The following is a 19585-nucleotide window of genomic DNA, read 5'->3' as shown; positions in this document are numbered from 1 at the left end:
ACCATTCTATTTACTGCTGCTCACTTTGGTCATTCGCGGAATGACAGGTAAGTCAGCCAATGCAGGATCAAGCTCATCTTCTTCGGCATGAACTAAACGATCAACTTTCTGACGGAGTTTCTTAAATTCAGGCGTGAGCATGACTTCAGGATCACGTGGACGAGGCAAATCTACTTCAATAATTTCTTTGATTTCACCTGGATTGGCTTTTAGTGCCACGATACGGTCAGCCAATAAAATCGCTTCATCCATATCATGGGTCACAAAAATAATGGTGATATCAATGTTTTGCCACAAATCCATCAAATGACGCTGCATTTTTTGTCGTGTATGTGGATCGAGTGCACCAAAAGGTTCATCCATCAATAAAATTTTCGGTTGATTCACCAAAGCCCGAGCAATCGCGACACGTTGCTTCATCCCACCTGAAAGTTGGTGTGGATATTGATTTTCGTATTTTTCTAAGCCAATGATATTAATCCATTCACGGGCTTGCGCTTCTGCTGTGGGGTTACTTTGACCTTTCATTAAAGGGCCAAACATCACATTTTCTTTCACGGATTTCCAAGGGAAAAGGGTATAGCCTTGAAACACCATGCCACGTTCTGGACTCGGGCCTTTAATTGCTTCGCCATCCACCAAAATTTCACCACTGGTATATGGGTCTAAACCCGCAACAATACGGCTAAATGTCGATTTACCACAGCCAGATGGCCCAATCACACAGATAAACTCACGGTTATGAATTTTTAAATCAATCGCATTTAAAATAGTGCGTGTGCTTTTGCCATGTTGAAAAGACTGGGTTAGTTGTTTGGCTTCTAAAATCACAGGACGCTGATAAATGGCATCAAAATACTCACGTGTACTGACTTGATTGTTATCCATTAGATTGCTCCTGCTTTCCATTTAAATAGGCGTTGACCAATTTTCATTAAGATCAAATCACATACCAAACCAATGACACCAATAATCAAGATTGCAGCAAAGACATTGTCAAAGTTTTGGTAGCGAGCTTGTTGTGTAATAAACCATGTTATCCCTGATGTACTTCCGATCAATTCAGCAACAATCAAATAAGTCCATGCCCAACCAAGTAGCACACGTAAATTACGATAAATTTCAGGTAAGGCAGCAGGAATTACCACATGAATTAAGCTTTTGAGTTTATTGGTACCTAAAGTAAAACCTGCTTCAATGAGGCTACGATCAACCAAACGTGTTGTATTTGCGATCAATAAAATTTGTTGAAATAAAGTACCAATAACAATAATGGCAATTTTTGGTGCATCGTTGATCCCTAAAATTGCAACAGCAAGTGCACCGAAGGCAGGGGCAGGCAAATACCGAAAAAACTCAACAAATGGTTCGGTGAGCTGTGAAATTTTATTGGAAAAACCACATGAAATTCCCAATGGAATTCCGATCAAGGAAGAGATGAAAAACGCGGTAAAGACCAATTGAATACTGTGCCATAAGCTTTGATGAAACCAAGGAGCATTGGCTTGTGCAGGTGGCGTGGTAAATGCTGTCACCAAGGCTTTTGCAACTTCGTGAGGGGCTGGTAAATAAATTGGATTGACTAAGATGCCTTCAGGTGGTGCAAGTCCTGCATCTACGGCTTTTTGTGCTTCGGCATAATAAATACTTTTATCAATACGGCTGTCAACTTGTAGGTAGCTTACGCTGCCTGATTGCGTAATTTGGACTTGTGGATGCCAGATAAATGGCAAATAACTGACTGCACACCAAATCAGAATTGGTATTAAAAAAGACCCCAAGCCAAGTAACATTTTGTTTTTTTGACTGAGTTCGCGTGCAACATAACTCATAATTGCTGCCCCTCAATATTACAATTTTAATAAAACGTAATACTGTGAAAGCAAAATAGATGCCAAATAAACTATGGCAATGCATCGAAGTGCAAAAATATTGGAGTTTCAGGAAATTTGCAAATTGATGAGACTGATGACTGTCCATAAATAGTTACATGCGTGATATTCATACTGATCAAGGTAGCAAGTATAGAAACAATATTTAAAACATAGGGGAAACTGTTTATTGATTCAGCAAATGTACGCTTACATGTCAAGCTCTGGGTATGGTAACAGGAGACAATCATCAAAACTGATTGAGTGTAAGCAAGCGCTTTTAGTTTTAAATCCTTGACTTGAAGTGGCATATTTTAGAGCGTAAGCCTGAGTGAGAACATGGTTTCTGGGTATTTTTGAGGGTATTAAGTGCTACCATACAGTTGAGAAGGCACTTATTTAAAACGGTAACTAATATGCTCAGGTTCATATAGCAATTTAGGGAGCAGTTCTATTTCTAAATAAAAATTACACCTCACATAATTTTTGCTAATATGTATTAAAATTGTTCACCAAAAGTAAATGGCATGAAACACATCCTTATTCCTGTGCTGGTGGTATTGGTGGTCGTGTTGGGTTACTTGGTCTATCACGAAGAAGCAAAGCGCAAACAGACCGAACTCAATCAGGTTTTGAATGAATCGGCAAATTTATCGCTCAAAAAAGCGGTTAGATCTGAAGTGCCAACCAAACAAGAAACTGATTAAAATTTATAGACTTCAGCTATACAGAGTGAATTACTTAATTTATCAAAGGATTGTGGCTGTCATTTCATCGTAAAAATTTAACTTTAATTCAAAAAACTGGAAATTAAAAAAAATCTCTATGGTATAATTTGCCAATTCAAAAACTCAATCAAGACACATTAAGTGTAGTTGGGTGTCTGATTGAATGGGGTAAAAATGAATAAGGCTGCATAAATGTTATGCGGCTTTTTTATTTACAATCTTGAAAATTGTATCTTGTTAAAATCAAACGCTTGATTGTGAATTAAGTTTATTTTTACTGCGTACTTTTTATGCGGCACTACCATTATTGCAACACAAAACAAGTTTGAGTAATGACTTAAGGTTTGTGCATGTTACTATTCAGTTCAATTACAGGGGCTAGGTCATGACGACTCCTAATCCATCTTCGGCAGGAATGCTTGAGCGCTTGTTTAAACTTAGCGAAAACAAGACCACATTCCGCACCGAGCTTTTGGCGGGTGTAACCACATTCTTAACCATGTGTTACATCATTATTGTCAATCCGATGATTTTATCTGAAACAGGGATGGATCATGGCGCGGTCTTTGTCGCAACCTGTTTAGCCGCTGCAATTGGCTGTTTGGTTATGGGGATTATTGCCAATTATCCAATTGCGCTTGCACCGGGCATGGGCTTAAACGCTTATTTTACTTATTCTGTATGTTTGGGTATGGGCGTGCCATGGCAAACCGCATTGGCTGCAGTCTTTGTTTCAGGGATTATTTTCATTGCCATCAGCATGTTTAAAATCCGTGAAGCGATTGTCAATGCCATCCCGATGTCATTAAAATTGGCTATTGGTGGCGGAATTGGCTTATTCCTTGCCTTAATCGCACTCAAAAATGCAGGTGTTATTGTTGATAATCCTGCAACTTTGGTTGGTTTAGGGGATTTAAAACAACCTTCAGTTTTACTGGCATTGTTCGGCTTTTTAATGGTGGTGGTGATGCATCACTTTAAAGTTCGTGGTGCGATTATCATCAGCATTTTAGTCCTCACTGCTATTTCAACCGCGTTAGGCCTGAGCGAATTTAAAGGCGTTGTAGGTGAAATCCCTTCTATTGCACCAACATTTATGCAGATGGATTTTGAAGGTCTGTTTACGGCTAGCTTAATTGGTGTGATTTTTGTCTTTTTCTTGGTCGATTTATTCGACTCTACAGGCACGTTGGTTGGGGTTTCACACCGTGCAGGTTTGTTAAAAGATGGCAAACTTCCTCGTTTGAAAAAAGCCTTGTTTGCTGACTCATCTGCAATTGTAGCGGGGGCAGCATTAGGTACTTCATCCACCACACCTTATATTGAATCTTCGGCAGGGGTTGCTGCGGGTGGTCGTACTGGTTTAACGGCAGTTATTGTTGGTCTACTATTTATTGCCTGCTTGTTCTTAGCTCCACTTGCACAATCTGTGCCTGGCTTTGCCACAGCACCTGCTTTGTTATTTGTAGGTGTGTTGATGATTCAAGGCATTGTACATATTGATTGGGATGACATCACTGAAGCAGTTCCTGCATTCTTAACCGTGGTGTTTATGCCATTTACCTATTCAATTGCCGATGGCATTGCGATGGGTTTTATTAGCTATGCGTTAATTAAATTACTTACAGGCAAAGCGAAGTCTGTGCCGTATATGGTATGGATTATTGCAGGATTGTGGGCCTTAAAATTTGCCATGTTTGGCGGTTAATATTCTCAAACAGCAAAAGGGTGTAAACTCAGTTTGCACCCTTTTTTCTTTCTTAAAATCTCCCATAAAATAGCAAAACAGGATGAAACATGAACCCATTAGAGCTAATTCGTGCATTGCCTAAAGCAGAATTGCATGTGCATATTGAAGGTACTTTTGAACCTGAACTGATGTTTGCCATTGCACAGCGCAACCAAATTGAAATTCCTTATCAGTCGGTAGAAGAAGTTAAACAAGCCTATAATTTTCATAATTTGCAGTCTTTTTTAGATATTTATTATGCAGGTGCACAAGTATTGGTGCATGAACAAGACTTTTATGATTTGGCGTGGGCTTACTTTGAAAAATGTGCTGCAGACCGTGTGGTGCATACTGAAATGTTTTTTGACCCACAAACCCATACTGAGCGCGGTGTACCATTTGCAACGGTCATCAATGGTTTACAACGTGCTTGCGATGATGCACAGACAAAATTAGGCATCAGCTCGCATTTGATCATGTGCTTTTTACGCCATTTGAGTGAAGAGGCGGCCTTTGAAACTTTAGAGCAAGCATTACCTTATAAAGATCAGATTATTGCTGTGGGCTTGGATTCGAGTGAAGTGGGGCATCCGCCTGCAAAGTTTGAACGTGTCTTTGCCAAAGCACGTGAAGCAGGTTTTTTAGTGGTGGCGCATGCAGGTGAAGAAGGCCCAGCAGAATATGTCTGGGAAGCATTGGATTTGCTTAAAGTAAATCGTATTGATCATGGCGTACGTTCAGAAGAAGACCCAGTGTTATTGCAGCGTTTAATTGCAGAAAAAATGCCACTCACGGTATGTCCGCTAAGTAATTTAAAGCTGTGTGTGGTTAATGACATGGCTCAGCACAATATTCGTCGCTTATTGCAACAAGGGGTGAAAGTCACAGTCAATTCTGATGATCCATCTTATTTTGGTGGTTATATGAATGATAACTTTATTGCGATTAACCAAGCTTTAGATTTAAGCAATGATGAACTGAAACAATTGGCAATCAATTCTTTTGAAGCCTCGTTCATTTCGGCTGAAGAAAAACAAAAATGGATAGATCAAATTCAGGCATTGGCTTGAACTTAATGTAATGCACACGATGTTAGATCACAAAAAAAAGCAGCTTGATTGAAGCTGCTTTTTGTAGGTCAGTGTTATGAATCGTTTAAAATTAAAGTTCTAGTTTGATGACTTGCCTTGTTGAGTCATACTGCGGAGTACGTCATCTTTATCAATAAAATGATGTTTCAGTGCGGCAAGCACATGACCGACCACCATTACACCTGCAAACCAAGACAAATAAGTATGTACAGGTTTTACAATGGCCAACAGCTCAGGGTTTTTATCCAACAAAGCTGGAATTTCAAATAAATACAGTACAGGCACAGGTTTACCTACGCTCCAGCTAAATAAACAGCCTGTAATTGGAATGGCAATCAGCATGAAATACAAACCCAAGTGCCCCAAATGTGCCAGAGTTTTTATGAATGGTGACATGCTGTTTGGCAGTTGTGGCGCAGGGTGGGTATAACGCCAAAATAGACGAATCACCATTAAAAATATAATAGGTGTGGCAATATTCTTATGTAAGGTAATTACATCACCTTTAAAGCTACCATCTGACTCATAACTTAAAAAATTACCACTAAAAAAGCCAACTGCCCATGCGGCAATAAATATAACTGCCATCAGCCAATGTAAAACTTGTGCGGTACGGGTGTAATACTGATTTGTCTGTTTCATGCTATGTTTCAGAGCAAAATTGATGTTTGCATGCTAAACAATGCGTTATAGGCAAAAAAGCACCTGTGTGCAACGGAGTGTTGAAAATCTGCAACGCTGCTGAAATGAGGCCAAAAAATAGTGATGGAAATAACAAATCACTATTCCTTCACTGCTGAAGTTTAGGCACAATAGCGGCATTGTAATGATCATCAGATCAAATGATCCTTAATATGGGAAATCTTTATGAAAAAATTACTTGCTGTATTGGCACCTGTAGCATTGGTTTTATCTGCATGTACCACAACCACGGGTACAACCACATCTGCACCAACAGCGACACAACAACTAGGCATGGCTGCAATTAAAATTGCAATTAATGCGAAATGTGTCACTGAGCTAAACAACATTCCTGCATGGCATACTGCAACTCGTGTAATGACACCAAATCAGAAGCAAAATATTCAAGCTGAAATTTGTGGCTGTGTGAGTGAAAAAGCACCACAAAACGTGACTGCAGTTGATTTGGCAACTGCTGCGATTGATCCTGCTGCACGTGCAACAATTGTGAGCAATGCAGTGTCTAGAACCATCAATGCCTGTGTAGCAGAAGCGGTTAGATAAGCTCATTCACTCAAAACTCAATATAGGCACATTATTGTGCCAAAATAGGCTGAATATTCAGCCTATTTTTCTGGAACATAGACATGAAAATTGCAGGTGTAGATGAAGCAGGGCGTGGACCTTTAGTAGGTTCCGTGGTTGCTGCTGCTGTCATTTTAGATCCGAATAACCCAATTGAGGGCTTAAACGATTCTAAAAAACTAACTGAAAAGAAACGTGAAAAGTTGTTTTTTGAAATTCAGGAAAAAGCACTGGCTTGGGCGATTGCAGACGCTTCTGCTGCCGAAATTGATGAATACAATATTTTACAAGCATCTTTGTTGGCGATGCGGCGTGCGGTAGAGGCACTTGCGATTCAACCAGCACATGTATTAGTGGATGGCAATAAAATTCCGCCGGGTTTAAGTATGTCATGCGATGCTGTTGTAGGGGGGGATGCTTTGCATCCAGAAATTTCTGCAGCCAGCATTTTAGCTAAAGTGGCGCGTGACCGTGAAATGATACTACTTGATCAAGAGTTTCCGCAATTTGGTTTTGCTAAACATAAGGGCTACCCAACCAAAGCTCACTTTGAAGCAATTGCCCAGCACGGTGTGATCGCTGCGCATCGACGTAGTTTTGCCCCAGTGCGTAAAGCGCTGGAATTAATGGAAAACTCACAGTAAGTTTCATGCAAAAATGCTGGAGATTACATTAAAAAACGTGTCACTTTGAAAAGCATACAGTAGAAAAATTTAAAGCGGCTCAATGGCCGCTTTATATTCAATCACATTTAATCGCTTAACGATTAAAGTCATTTTGTGAGTAGTTATCTTCTTCAAATGAAGGTTGATAATCTTGATCAAGGTGCTGTAAGTGCTCATGCATGGCACGTTCGTGTTGAATACGTTGATAAATTTCTTCACGATGAACCGATACTTCTTTCGGGGCATTTACACCAATACGAACTTGGTTACCTTTCACACCAAGTACAGTCACGCTGACTTGGTCCCCAATCATTAATGTTTCTCCGACACGTCGGGTCAGAATCAGCATGTTTATCTCCTTGCAAAATGCTAAACCTGCATTGATTTTTTAAAGCAAATTAAAAGTCACAACCACATAAAAAACAATTAAATTTTATCAGAATGTACCATTATTCATTTTATAAGATACACATCTGCCAAAATTTATAAAAGCATGTTGCTCAATATAACAGAGCCACTATAAAAAAAACTATAGTGGCTCTATTTTTTTGTACTTTTTCGCAAAATTTGTCAGACAATTACATTTTCTGACAGGGTGTATTAAGCGCGTGCGCTAGACTCGCCACTTTCACGATCTAGACCAAATACAGTGTGTAAAGTACGTACTGCAAGCTCTAAATAGTTTTCTTCAATAATGACTGAAATTTTAATTTCAGAAGTAGAAATCATGAGAATGTTGATGCCTTCATCTGCAAGTGCAGTAAACATTTTGCTTGCAACACCTGCGTGTGAACGCATACCTACACCTACGATAGATACTTTTACGATGTCGCCTCGTGTAGCGACTTCACGCGCACCAATTTCTTTGGCAGTTGCTTCAAGAATTGATTTTGCTTTGGCAAGTTCGCCACGGTTTACGGTAAAAGTAAAGTCAGTTGTACCATCTTCTTCTACGTTTTGGATGATCATGTCAACTTCAACATTGGCAGCGCCAATAGGTGACAAGATTTTAGATGCAATACCTGGCTCATCAGGCACACCTAAAATAGTTAATTTTGATTCGTCACGGTTAAACGCGATACCTGAGATGATAGGTTGTTCCATGTTGTCTTCCAATTCAGTAGTAATGAGTGTGCCGACATTTTGTTTAAAGTCTTCGTCGAATGCGCCATCATCGTCATTATCAAAACTTGATAATACACGTAAAGGGACTTGGTATTTACCTGCAAATTCAACCGCACGAATTTGTAATACTTTAGAGCCTAATGACGCCATTTCTAGCATTTCTTCAAAAGAAATACGATCTACTTTTTTAGCTTTTGGTGCAACGCGTGGGTCAGTGGTATATACGCCATCTACATCTGTGTAAATTTGACATTCATCTGCTTTTAAAGCAGCAGCCAATGCAACGCCAGAAGTGTCTGAACCACCGCGACCTAAAGTTGTGGTATTGCCTTCAGCATCGAAGCCTTGGAAACCAGCAACTACAATCACACGACCTGCATCTAGGTTTTCAGTCAATACATCGGTATTGATTGATTCAATACGTGCTTTGGTAAAAGCGCTGTCAGTTTGAATACCAACTTGGCGACCTGTTAGTGATTTTGCTGCAACGCCAATAGAGTTCAGCGCCATCGCTAACATTGAAATCGTTACCTGTTCGCCTGTAGACACCATTTGGTCTAGTTCACGCGGGTCAGGGGTTTCGGTAATGGCTTTCGCGAGAGCGAGTAGGCGATTGGTTTCGCCACTCATGGCAGAAACCACAACCACTACTTGGTGGCCATGATCATGCCAGCGCTTCACACGACGAGCAACATTTAAAATGCGCTCGGGGGTACCCATTGAAGTACCGCCATATTTTTGAACGATTAGTGCCATAGTTGTTCCATATAAGCCATGACCCTGAATTACCGGTTCAGGGTCAGTTACACAAAAAGTGAAGTTATTTTGCCGCAAGCCAAGCAGTTAAATCTGCCATTACTGTTGCAAACTTCTCGTTAAGTGGCGCGCCACCTTGTGCCAAATCAGGTTTACCACCACCTTTACCACCTAGCTCTGTAGCCAAGTGTTTAATGATGTCACCTGCTTTAATCGTAGCAGTAAAGTCTTTTGCAACAGAAGCGATTAAGCTGACTTTATCGTCTTCTACACCTGCAAGTACAATCACTGCATTGTCGAGTTTAGATTTTACACCGTCGTGTAAGTTACGCAGTGATTTTGCGTCCATACCTTGAGCCGTTGTAATCAGCGTTTGACGACCCGCAATCTCTTGAACTTGGCTTAGAAGTTCTGTTGCTTGGAAGTTTGCCAATTTTTGATTGAGCTGTTCAATTTGTTTTTGAAGGCTAGAGGCAGTGTCGACCAAACTGGTGACTTTTTCTAAAGTCTGGTCTTTTTGCGCTTTTAATAATGCATTGATGCTGCTGATGTCACGTTCAGTTTTTTGAACGGCATCAACGGCTTTGCTGCCTGTAATCGCTTCAATACGACGCACGCCAGCTGCAACACCACCTTCAGAGATGATTTTGAATAAGCCAATATCGCCCGTACGTTTTACGTGAATACCACCACACAGTTCAATCGAGAAGTTTTTATCTTCGATCATAGAACCCATAGAAAGTACGCGAACTTCATCACCATACTTTTCGCCAAATAGCATCATCGCACCTTTGGCTTTCGCTGCTTCAATGTCTAATAGTTCAGTAGACACGGCAGTGTTGGCAATGACTTCTACATTGACCAAGCGCTCAATTTCTTGCAATTGCTCAAATGACACAGGTTGGTCATTGGCAAAGTCAAAACGTAAAATGTCAGAGGCAACCAATGAACCTTTTTGTTGTACATGCGCACCCAAAACTTGACGTAGGGCAGCATGTAACAGGTGTGTTGCAGAGTGATTGCGTGCAGTTGCTTCGCGGATATCTGCTTTTACAATGGCTTCGACCGTTTGCGCAGCTTTTAGGCTGCCCATCGTCACAATACCTTGATGGACAAATGCACCGCCAGATTTTTTGGTGTCTTGAACTTCAAAAATACCTGTTTCGTTTTTGAAGAGTCCTGTGTCGCCAATTTGACCACCGCTTTCTGCATAGAAAGGCGTTTGATTCAGTACGATTAAGGCTTCATCGCCTTCAACGACTTCATCAACTTGCTCACCATCTTTATAGATTGCGATGATTTGACCTTCGCCTGCAGTAGCATCGTAACCATCGAATTGAGTGTCACCTTCAATTTTCACAATCGAGTTGTAGTCAACAGCAAATTTACCTGCGTCACGTGCACGTTGGCGTTGTGCTGCCATTTCAACTTCAAAACCCGCTTCGTCAATGGTCAATTCACGTTCACGCGCAATGTCTGCTGTTAAGTCAGTCGGGAAGCCGTAAGTGTCATACAGTTTAAATACGACTTCGCCTGGAATTACAGAGCCTTTCAGTTGCGCTAATTCACCTTCAAGCAATTTCAAACCTTGCTCAAGTGTTTTGGCGAATTGCTCTTCTTCTTTCAGAAGTTGCGCTTCAATACGTGCTTGTTGTGCTGCAAGTTCAGGATAGGCATCACCCATTACTTCAATGAGTGGCTTCAACATTTTATGGAAGAATGAACCTGTTGCGCCTAATTTGTTGCCGTGACGTACTGCACGACGAATAATACGACGTAAAACATAACCACGACCTTCGTTAGAAGGGTTTACACCATCGGCAATTAGGAAGCAGCAAGAGCGGGCGTGGTCAGCTACTACTTTAAGTGAAGCAGGGTAGTCTACAGGTTTACCAGTTTGCTGTGCAGTTGCCTCAAGCTCAGTTGTGTCTAAACCAATAATTTCTGCTGCATTTTTGAGTAAGTGCTGGAACAGGTCAATTTCGTAGTTTGAATTCACATGTTGCAATACTGCAGAAATACGTTCCAAGCCCATACCTGTATCTACAGAAGGTGCTGGAAGCGGGTGTAATACACCATCTGCAGTGCGGTTGAACTGCATAAATACGTTGTTCCAGATTTCAATGAAACGGTCGCCATCTTCTTCAGGCGTGCCTGGTAAGCCACCCCAGATATGATCGCCATGATCATAGAAAATTTCAGAACAAGGACCGCAAGGACCTGTATCACCCATTGCCCAGAAGTTATCTGAAGCATATTGGCCGCCTTTGTTGTCGCCAATACGGATAATACGAGATGCATCTAAACCAATTTCTTTGTTCCAGATGTCAAACGCTTCATCATCGGTATGATAAACCGTGGCATATAAACGGTCTTTCGGTAGCGCCAACCATTGTTCGCCTGTTAGAAACTCCCAAGCAAATTTAATCGCATCACGTTTGAAGTAATCACCAAACGAGAAGTTACCTAGCATTTCAAAGAAAGTATGGTGACGTGCGGTATAGCCTACGTTGTCTAAGTCGTTGTGTTTACCGCCTGCGCGCACACATTTTTGAGAAGAGACAGCACGTACATAATCACGTTTTTCTAGCCCAAGGAAACAGTCTTTAAACTGGTTCATACCCGCATTGGTAAATAACAAGGTTGGGTCGTTGGCGGGTACTAGAGAACTCGATGCGACACGTGTATGCCCTTGCGATTCAAAGTAACGCAAAAATGCTTCACGAATTTCAGCTGATGTCATAAAACGAGTACTCACAACCAAGTCACTCCATAATTTCCGATTTGGCTAAACGCAAGACAGTCTGACAAAAATAATTCTTTTGCTGTCATGCAGGCTTAAAATTTTAAAAACGCCAAATTATAACGGAAAAAGCCATTATCACCAATCATTTTAGTGTGAATAGATGACAATTCTGACGCAAACTTTGTTGCGATTACGCAGAATAAATCTTTGCAATAGAAGATGATGAACATTTACATTCAAAGTAAGTGCTTACTGCGGGTCACGGAGTATGCCGAACTGCCATAAAGCGGAATGCAGAAAAGTTAAGAAAACGTAGATGTGCGGTAGAAAACCAAAGCTGATATTTTAATTTGCCGAATTAAACAACAAATTGCGTGAAAATTCGCAGAATTGATCTGATTTTTTTCAGTAGTTGAGCAAAATCTATTAACATAGCACTGCTTAAATTTTGATTTCATTATGAAAGGATCAGTCATGCAACGAGTGGCAATCAATGGCTTTGGTAGAATCGGGCGCAATGTGCTGCGGGCTTGGTTTGAAAATCCCAAAGACTTTCATTTTGAAATCGTGGCCATTAACGATATTGCCGATGTCGAAACTTTGGTGCACTTGTTTAAATATGACAGTACCCACGGTCGTTTTAAAGGGCAGGTCGAAATTAGTCTTGAAGATGAACAGGTTTTTCTGAATATTTCTGCGGGCTTGGCACAACTCAAAGTTCAGGTGCTGAATCAGGCGCAACCTGCACAGTTACCGTGGCAATCACTGAATGTCGATGTGGTTTTGGAATGTACAGGTCTGTTTCGTTCACGTGAAGCTGCGACCCAGCATATTACTGCGGGCGCCAAACGTGTCATTATTGGTGCAGCCCCATTCGATACTGTCGATGCTGCGATTGTCTATGGTGTCAATCATCACGAAGTCAAACCCACAGATCAAATTATTTCCAGTGTGTCGTGTACCACGCAGGCTTTAGTGCCATTGGTTAAAATTATTGATGATGCTTTTGGCATTAACACGGCTTTAATGACCGAAATTCACGCAGTCACAGCAGATCAAACTGTGCTGGATCAGGCGCACCGTGATTTACGTCGTGCCCGAGCATCAGGGCAAAATATTATTCCAACCACTTCATCTGCTTTGGGTGCATTAAAACAGGTGATGCCTAAAATGGCAGATCGGATTGATGGCTATTCTATTCGTGTGCCGACCATCAACGTCGCTGCAATTGACTTGACTTTTATTTCGCAGTCACCCATTACGGTGCACAAATTAAATCAGGTGCTGTGTGCTTCGGCCGCGCATGATTATGCAGAAATTATGCAAGTGACCGATGAGCCCTTAGTGTCGAGTGATTTTAATCATTCGCCTTATTCATTAATTGTCGATTTAAGCCAGACTATGGTGGTAGGGCATCAGGCCAAAGTTTTTGCGTGGTATGATAATGAATGGGGCTATGCCAACCGTTTACTCGACTTGTGTGAATCTTTTAGTCAGCGAGCGGCGTGATTTTTAGCTTGTACGGTTTGCTATACAAAGCCGCTAAAGCATGTAATAGTGATGGGTGTTTAGATGAAAATCCGAAGTTAATTCATTGATGAATATAACAAATTTAGCCTATAAGATTGAAAATAGAGTAGTGGGATGATGATTGTTTTATTGTGGGGATTTATTCTTTTGTTGGCGCTAGCCGTGATTTTTTTGATTTGGTTGCAATTCAGAAATCAGGCAGACAGCAACTCCGATGTGCAGCACCAACAACAATTGGAACAGAAAGTGTTGCATTTGGAAGAAAACCTGAAAAAGACGCTAGAAATTATGCAGGACTTGGCTAAAAAAATGCAAGTTCAGCAAGATGCTTTGGATAAAACTGTACAAAAAACCACGCAGTTAGAAATGCAGAATGCAGAGTTGGTCAATTTGTTAGCCAAAGCAGTTAAAGCGAATCAGAACTTTTAAAGAATTGCATTTTAATATCGTGTTGAATCAAGCTTTTTTTTACCGCATATTTCAGAAAAAGTCAGGTGCATGAGCAAAAGTATCATGCTAAACTAGGAGAAATCGGGTGTGCTCCCGATTTTTTTATGCGGATTCGTTCCGCGCAAACAAGAATTTAGGTTTACAACATGCCCATTTCAGAGACATGGTTATTACCTGATGGTGTAGCTGATGTATTACCAGAACAAGCGCAAGTCATTGAAAACTTGCGTCGTAAGTCACTGGATTTCCTCGCATCTCGAGGTTATCAGTTGGTGTACACGCCATTCATTGAATACATCGAATCTCTATCTTCTCTTTCAGAATCGAATCAAGATTTAGACCTTGCCACATTTAAAGTCATCGACCAACTTTCAGGTCGTTTACTGGGTGTGCGTGCCGATATGACGCCACAAGTGGCACGTATTGATGCGCATGTACATCCTGTGGATGGCGTTGCACGTTACTGCTATGCAGGTACAGTTTTACATACTAAACCACAAGGTTTTAATACCACACGTGCGCCGTTGCAATTGGGTGCAGAATTATTTGGTTCAGACAGCATTGATGCCGATGTAGAAATGGTTGATTTGATGATCAGCCTACTACAGGAAGCGGGTCTGGCCGATGGCGTGCATTTGGACTTAGGTCATGTGGGTCTGTTCCGCAGCTTGGTTCAACAGGCAGAGCTAAGCAAAGCGACTGAACGCCAATTGTCAGATTTATATCAGCGTAAAGCATTGCCAGAACTGGCTGACTTTACTCAAGATTTAAACTTTGGTTCAGATTTCTATGCCCTAGGTCGCTTTGCCAGTGATTTAGATGCCTTACAAGCCAATTTAAGTGCTACAGTATTGGAAAATCCTGAGTTTAAGCAGGCTTTTGATGCAGTGAAAGCAACACAGGCTGAAATTCAGGCACGCTGGCCAAATCTACATATTGGTATTGATGTGGTAGAGCTACGTTCATATCACTATCACACTGGCTTAATGTACGCAGTGTATGCGCCAAATCGTGCTGCGCCATTGGCTCAAGGTGGCCGTTACGATGGTATTGGTCAACACTTTGGACGTGCACGCCCTGCAACAGGTTTCTCATGTGACTTGTTTGTATTAAGCGCAGGCCGTTTTGAATCAGCAGCCGTTGTGGTTGCACCTAAGGGTACTCAGGCAGATTTGCTTGCTGCGGTTCAGCAAACTCGTGCGCAAGGCTTTAGTGTAATTCAATTGTTGGGCAATGATGATTTAAACTCAGTTCCATACGCAACGCACCAATTGGTACTTGCAAATGGTGAGTGGACTGTCGAAAAAATTTAATCGCCAAGGCATGTTTCATGTCGCAGGTCTTGGTTTTCAATTTTAACAGCATGATGTAATGAGGCTATTATGGGCAAGAATGTTGTGGTACTTGGTACCCAATGGGGCGACGAAGGTAAAGGTAAGATCGTCGACCTGCTCACAGATCAGGCGGCGGCAGTCGTTCGTTATCAAGGCGGACACAACGCAGGCCATACTCTCGTGGTTGGTGGTAAGAAAACTGTATTACACCTCATTCCATCAGGTATTTTACGTGAAAACGTACTGTGCTTAATTGGTAATGGTGTTGTACTTTCTCCTGAAGCACTCATTAAAGAAATGGGTATTTTGGAGCAAGAAGGCGTGCCAGTGAAAGAGCGTTTACGTATTTCACCAAACTGTCCGCTTATTTTGCCAAACCACATTGCGCTTGACCAAGCACGTGAGAAAAAACGTGGTAATGCCAAAATTGGTACTACAGGTCGCGGTATTGGCCCTGCTTATGAAGATAAAGTTGCACGTCGTGCGATTCGTGTTGCTGACTTGGTTCGTGGCGGTGAAGCATTACGCGCTCAATTGACTGAATTATTGGACTATCACAACTTCCAATTGACACAATACTACGGTGTTGAAGCAGTTCAGTTAGATGAAGTTTTAGCGCTATGTGACCAATGGCGTGAAGTGATTGCACCATTAGTGGTTGATGTAACGACTGAAATTCATAATTACCGTAAAAACGGTGACAACATTATGTTTGAAGGTGCGCAAGGCTCATTGCTTGATGTTGACCACGGTACATACCCGTATGTGACTTCATCGAATACAACTGCGGGCGGTGTAAGCTCAGGTTCAGGCTTAGGTCCATTACATTTAGACTACGTTTTAGGGATTACCAAAGCTTATACCACACGTGTTGGTGCAGGCCCATTCCCAACTGAGTTGGTGTATGACGCAGCAAATGACGTAGGTGATGCGATTGGTAAACACTTAGGTACCGTGGGTCACGAGTTTGGTGCTTCTACAGGTCGTCAGCGTCGTTGTGGTTGGTTTGATGCCGAAATTTTACGTCGTTCAGTGGATGTAAACTCACTTTCTGGTATCTGCTTGACCAAGTTAGACGTATTGGACGGTTTAGAAGAAATCAAAATCTGCGTAGGTTATGAAAATACCGATTCAGGTTGCGTAGGTTCTTCTGATGCGCTTGCATACGAAAACTTAAAGCCAATTTATGAAACAATGCCAGGTTGGTCTGAATCAACTGTGGGCGCGACCAGTGTAGAACAATTGCCTGAAAATGCAGTGAACTACATCAAACGTCTTGAGCAGTTAATTGAATGTCCAATCGACATTATTTCTACAGGTCCAGACCGCGCAGAAACGATTGTATTACGTCATCCATTTGATGCTTAAGTCGTTGTGCTTTAGCATAGCATTTAAGCTCTGATGATGTATTCAGCCCTGTCTAAATGATGGGGCTTTTTATTGCTGTTGTTTCAGTTTCAATAGCGACTCATTTTTGGAAATATTATAGATGATGCTGAGTGAGTTGTTTTTTCAAGACTAAAGTTGCAGATGACTGGCGCTGTGCAGAGCAGGGTGGCTTGTTACAATGGCTTTAGAAAATTAAATTTAATTAAGGTTATGCAGGATGCATAAAAATATTACCAGTACGATTTTTTATTCTTTATTGTTTGCGATGGGCGGCGCACCGACCATTGCCATGATGCTGATTTTATCGCAAAAGCATGATCCGAATATTATGTATCAGGCATTTATTGGTTTAAGCGTTATTTTTGCCTGTATTTTGGTGCCACTGATTCTGATTCAAAATGCTTACCTACTCTACAAACGTAAAAATCCAGAAATGGAAGAAAAAGTAGAAGTAGTGTCTAAAATTTACTTGGGTTTAAATGTTTTCTGTTTAGTATTTTGGTTGTGTTATCAATTTCTTTACTGAGGCAGTTATTGATCGCTTAGACATACAATCTGTACACAGCTTGGGCGTTGTTTACATAAATGATATGATTATGAAGTGATTATAGATTTAAAGCCTTGAATTGATTTCATATAATTGATTGGTATGAAGATAGCTCGCAAGGCGGAGATTATTATAATGAACAAAAAACTGATGTTAAGTTTATGTGCCGCAGGCGCAATCACAGTTTCAGGGTGTACCACTGTTGCAGACATGGCGGGTGCAGATACTGCGACCCTAAATGCAACTGCAACCAAAAGCTATAACGAAATGGTGCAAGATGCACGCAATAAAAATCAGTTAGACACGAGTTCAACCACGTATAAACGTATCAATACTGTGTTTCAGCGTTTGATTCCACATGCCAACCAAATGAACCAAACTGGTCAGCCTTTCCAGTGGCAATTGGCGGTACTCAAATCTGATCAAGTCAATGCTTTTGTCGCACCAGGCGGTAAAGTAGTGTTCTACACAGGTATTGTGAATAAACTGAATTTAACCGATGCCGAAATTGCCGCAATTATGGGGCATGAAATGGTGCATGCCTTAGAAGAACACGCGAAAAGTAAAATTGGTGCACAGGCCTTAACCAATATTGCCTTGAACGTAGGTTTAAGTGCAGCAGGTAATAACGTTGGTCAATTGGGTGCAGCAGCAGCACAATTGGGTACGCAAATTGGGATTGGCTTGCCATATTCGCGTAATTTGGAAGGTCGTGCCGATCAGGGCGGTTTAATGCTGATGGCACGTGCAGGTTATAACCCGCAAGCTGCTATTACCCTTTGGGAAAAAATGAACAAACTTGAAGGTGGCGGTGGTGCATCGTTCTTGTCAACACACCCATCGAACAGTCAGCGTATTGAAGCAATGCGCAAAAACTTACCTGCAGCTCAGGCAATTTATAACCAAAACCGTCGCTAAGATAATATCGGTCAGTAAGACAGATGAATAAAAGAAAGGATGTGCATGGAAATGCGCATCCTTTTTTTAAAATTTTTGACTTTAAACAACATAAAAATGGTGCGTTATAGCTGAACTTATGTTTTCAATTTAAACGCCAGCTCACTTATTTATTTCAATTTCTAATTTTATTTTAAAGCAGTGCTTAAAATGAAATTAGGGTGCTGGATTCGGTTGCTGACGATGAATAGCTTCAATGCCCTGTAGCACTTCTTCAGATAAATTGACATCAAATGCATCAATATTTTCTTTAAGTTGTGCCATAGTAGTTGCTCCAATAATAGTACTGGTCACAAAAAATTGTTGCTTAATAAAGGCTAATGCCATTTGCGTTAAGCTCAAGCCATGCTGCTCTGCAAGTAGGGCATATTGCTCTGTGGCCCATTCACTTTCAGGGTTGCTGTAGCGGCTAAAACGTGAATATAAAGTGACGCGTGCACTGGCAGGACGTGCGCCGTTGCGGAATTTACCAGTTAAATAGCCAAAAGCCAAAGGAGAGTAGGCAAGTAGTCCTACACCTTCATAATGGGCAATTTCAGACATGCCAATTTCATAGCTACGGTTGAGCAGGTTATAAGGGTTTTGTACGCTGACGAATTTGCTTAAACCAAGCTGTTCTGCCAAGTGTAAAAACTTCATGGTGCCCCATGGAGTTTCATTGGATAGACCGATATAACGAATTCGCCCTTTTTCAATTTCCTGCTGCAATGCAGTTAAGGTTTCGGCCAAGTCAGTGACTTCCTGGGTATTCTGTGCTTCTGGGTTGCCATACCCAAGCTTGCCAAAAAAGTTGGTTGGGCGTTGTGGCCAGTGTAGTTGGTATAAGTCGATATAATCGGTTTGTAGGCGTTTTAAATTGCCATCCAAGGCTGAGCGAATATCTTGCGCATTAAAGCGGGTTTTGCCATCTCGTATATGGCTACCACCTTGTGATGGCCCTGCAATTTTTGAGGCTAGAAATATTTTGTCACGTCCGCCACGTTGGTGCAGCCAGTGACCAATCATGGTTTCAGTCGCTCCTTGGGTTTCTACTTTGGGTGGAACAGGGTACATCTCTGCGGTATCCCAAAAATACAAGCCACGTTCCAAGGCATAATCCAGTTGTTGGAAGGCATCTGATAGCGTGTTTTGCTCACCAAAGGTCATGGTGCCCAAGCAGATTTCTGGAACTAAAATACCCGTCTTTGCCAATGGTTTAAATTGCATATTGCCTCTCGCTCAAGATTATATTTATGAAGTGATGTTATAAGAGGCTAAACCATTTTGAACCGTTTGTGGCAGTTAAAATTGCTGATGCTTTGTAATGGTCGTAAGAATTGTATTTTTATATTTGAAAATGGCTATAAGTTTTATGCAGGCAATAAAAAAGCAAATCCGAAGATTTGCTTTTTACTTAGCATG

Annotated in this window: 18 protein-coding genes; 11 read left to right on the top strand and 7 right to left on the bottom strand. The window is 41.3% G+C overall.

Annotated elements, in window-relative coordinates:
• Nucleotides 1-6: 6 nt before the first annotated feature.
• Entirely contained in the window at nt 7-888 is an 882-nt protein-coding gene (locus tag ACNS8M_RS08915) for an ABC transporter ATP-binding protein (protein WP_419224745.1), read from the bottom strand.
• Nucleotides 888-1832 carry an ABC transporter permease gene (locus tag ACNS8M_RS08910; RefSeq protein ID WP_419224744.1) on the bottom strand — a complete coding sequence of 315 codons (945 nt, stop codon included), beginning with the start codon at nt 1830-1832 and terminating at the stop codon, nt 888-890. The genes ACNS8M_RS08915 and ACNS8M_RS08910 overlap by 1 nt, the downstream gene beginning before the upstream one ends.
• A 566-nt stretch (nt 1833-2398) precedes the next feature.
• On the opposite strand from ACNS8M_RS08910, the gene ACNS8M_RS08905 reads away from it, so the two are divergent.
• The 3 genes from ACNS8M_RS08905 to ACNS8M_RS08895 all read left to right on the top strand — a co-directional run bounded on the left by ACNS8M_RS08905 (nt 2399) and on the right by ACNS8M_RS08895 (nt 5398).
• A complete protein-coding gene (locus ACNS8M_RS08905; protein WP_168419532.1) occupies nt 2399-2578 on the top strand; it encodes a hypothetical protein in 180 nt (59 codons plus the stop codon).
• A 406-nt stretch (nt 2579-2984) separates the two neighbouring features.
• Nucleotides 2985-4307, top strand: coding sequence for an NCS2 family permease (locus ACNS8M_RS08900; protein WP_419224743.1), 1323 nt, complete (start codon nt 2985-2987; stop codon nt 4305-4307).
• Between the two features lie 89 nt (nt 4308-4396).
• On the top strand, nt 4397-5398 hold the full coding sequence (locus ACNS8M_RS08895) for an adenosine deaminase (protein WP_194558812.1): 1002 nt from the start codon (nt 4397-4399) through the stop codon (nt 5396-5398).
• 99 nt (nt 5399-5497) lie between these two features.
• On the opposite strand, the gene ACNS8M_RS08890 is transcribed toward ACNS8M_RS08895, so the two are convergent.
• Nucleotides 5498-6061, bottom strand: coding sequence for a cytochrome b (locus ACNS8M_RS08890; RefSeq protein ID WP_194558813.1), 564 nt, complete (start codon nt 6059-6061; stop codon nt 5498-5500).
• A gap of 225 nt (nt 6062-6286) precedes the next feature.
• Between ACNS8M_RS08890 and ACNS8M_RS08885 the strand changes: the two genes are divergently transcribed.
• A complete protein-coding gene (locus ACNS8M_RS08885; protein ID WP_168461266.1) occupies nt 6287-6664 on the top strand; it encodes a hypothetical protein in 378 nt (125 codons plus the stop codon).
• Between the two features lie 83 nt (nt 6665-6747).
• A complete protein-coding gene (gene rnhB / locus ACNS8M_RS08880; protein ID WP_168461267.1) occupies nt 6748-7329 on the top strand; it encodes a ribonuclease HII in 582 nt (193 codons plus the stop codon).
• 115 nt (nt 7330-7444) lie between these two features.
• Here rnhB and csrA read toward each other — a convergent pair whose 3' ends face one another.
• From csrA to alaS, 3 genes are all read right to left on the bottom strand, one after another.
• Entirely contained in the window at nt 7445-7699 is a 255-nt protein-coding gene (gene csrA, locus ACNS8M_RS08875; RefSeq protein WP_004971589.1) for a carbon storage regulator CsrA, read from the bottom strand.
• Between the two features lie 251 nt (nt 7700-7950).
• The gene (locus ACNS8M_RS08870) at nt 7951-9231 is read right to left on the bottom strand and encodes an aspartate kinase (protein ID WP_419224742.1); all 1281 of its coding nucleotides are present in this window, start codon (nt 9229-9231) and stop codon (nt 7951-7953) included.
• A gap of 64 nt (nt 9232-9295) precedes the next feature.
• Nucleotides 9296-11989: an alanine--tRNA ligase gene (gene alaS, locus ACNS8M_RS08865; protein WP_419224741.1), complete on the bottom strand. Its 2694-nt coding sequence runs from the start codon at nt 11987-11989 to the stop codon at nt 9296-9298.
• Nucleotides 11990-12451: 462 nt separating this feature from the next.
• Here alaS and ACNS8M_RS08860 point away from each other — a divergent pair, with 462 nt between their 5' ends.
• The 6 genes from ACNS8M_RS08860 to ACNS8M_RS08835 all read left to right on the top strand — a co-directional run bounded on the left by ACNS8M_RS08860 (nt 12452) and on the right by ACNS8M_RS08835 (nt 18145).
• Nucleotides 12452-13486 (top strand): type I glyceraldehyde-3-phosphate dehydrogenase, encoded by a 1035-nt coding sequence (locus ACNS8M_RS08860; protein WP_419224740.1) that lies wholly within the window; start codon nt 12452-12454, stop codon nt 13484-13486.
• Between the two features lie 135 nt (nt 13487-13621).
• Nucleotides 13622-13936 carry a hypothetical protein gene (locus ACNS8M_RS08855; RefSeq protein ID WP_419224739.1) on the top strand — a complete coding sequence of 105 codons (315 nt, stop codon included), beginning with the start codon at nt 13622-13624 and terminating at the stop codon, nt 13934-13936.
• A gap of 167 nt (nt 13937-14103) precedes the next feature.
• Entirely contained in the window at nt 14104-15270 is a 1167-nt protein-coding gene (locus ACNS8M_RS08850; RefSeq protein WP_168542509.1) for an ATP phosphoribosyltransferase regulatory subunit, read from the top strand.
• 69 nt (nt 15271-15339) lie between these two features.
• The gene (locus ACNS8M_RS08845) at nt 15340-16659 is read left to right on the top strand and encodes an adenylosuccinate synthase (protein ID WP_004971574.1); all 1320 of its coding nucleotides are present in this window, start codon (nt 15340-15342) and stop codon (nt 16657-16659) included.
• 238 nt (nt 16660-16897) lie between these two features.
• The gene (locus ACNS8M_RS08840) at nt 16898-17206 is read left to right on the top strand and encodes a hypothetical protein (RefSeq protein ID WP_004971573.1); all 309 of its coding nucleotides are present in this window, start codon (nt 16898-16900) and stop codon (nt 17204-17206) included.
• A 156-nt stretch (nt 17207-17362) separates the two neighbouring features.
• The gene (locus tag ACNS8M_RS08835) at nt 17363-18145 is read left to right on the top strand and encodes a M48 family metallopeptidase (RefSeq protein ID WP_325781133.1); all 783 of its coding nucleotides are present in this window, start codon (nt 17363-17365) and stop codon (nt 18143-18145) included.
• Between the two features lie 195 nt (nt 18146-18340).
• Here the strand turns inward: ACNS8M_RS08835 and ACNS8M_RS08830 are convergent, their stop codons facing one another.
• Nucleotides 18341-19390 carry an NADP(H)-dependent aldo-keto reductase gene (locus ACNS8M_RS08830; RefSeq protein WP_419224737.1) on the bottom strand — a complete coding sequence of 350 codons (1050 nt, stop codon included), beginning with the start codon at nt 19388-19390 and terminating at the stop codon, nt 18341-18343.
• Nucleotides 19391-19585: the final 195 nt, after the last annotated feature.

It is taken from the genome of Acinetobacter sp. A2 (assembly GCF_048537555.1).
In the GTDB taxonomy this organism is placed as follows: Bacteria; Pseudomonadota; Gammaproteobacteria; order Pseudomonadales; family Moraxellaceae; genus Acinetobacter.
This window is presented reverse-complemented; position numbering and strand designations above follow the sequence as displayed.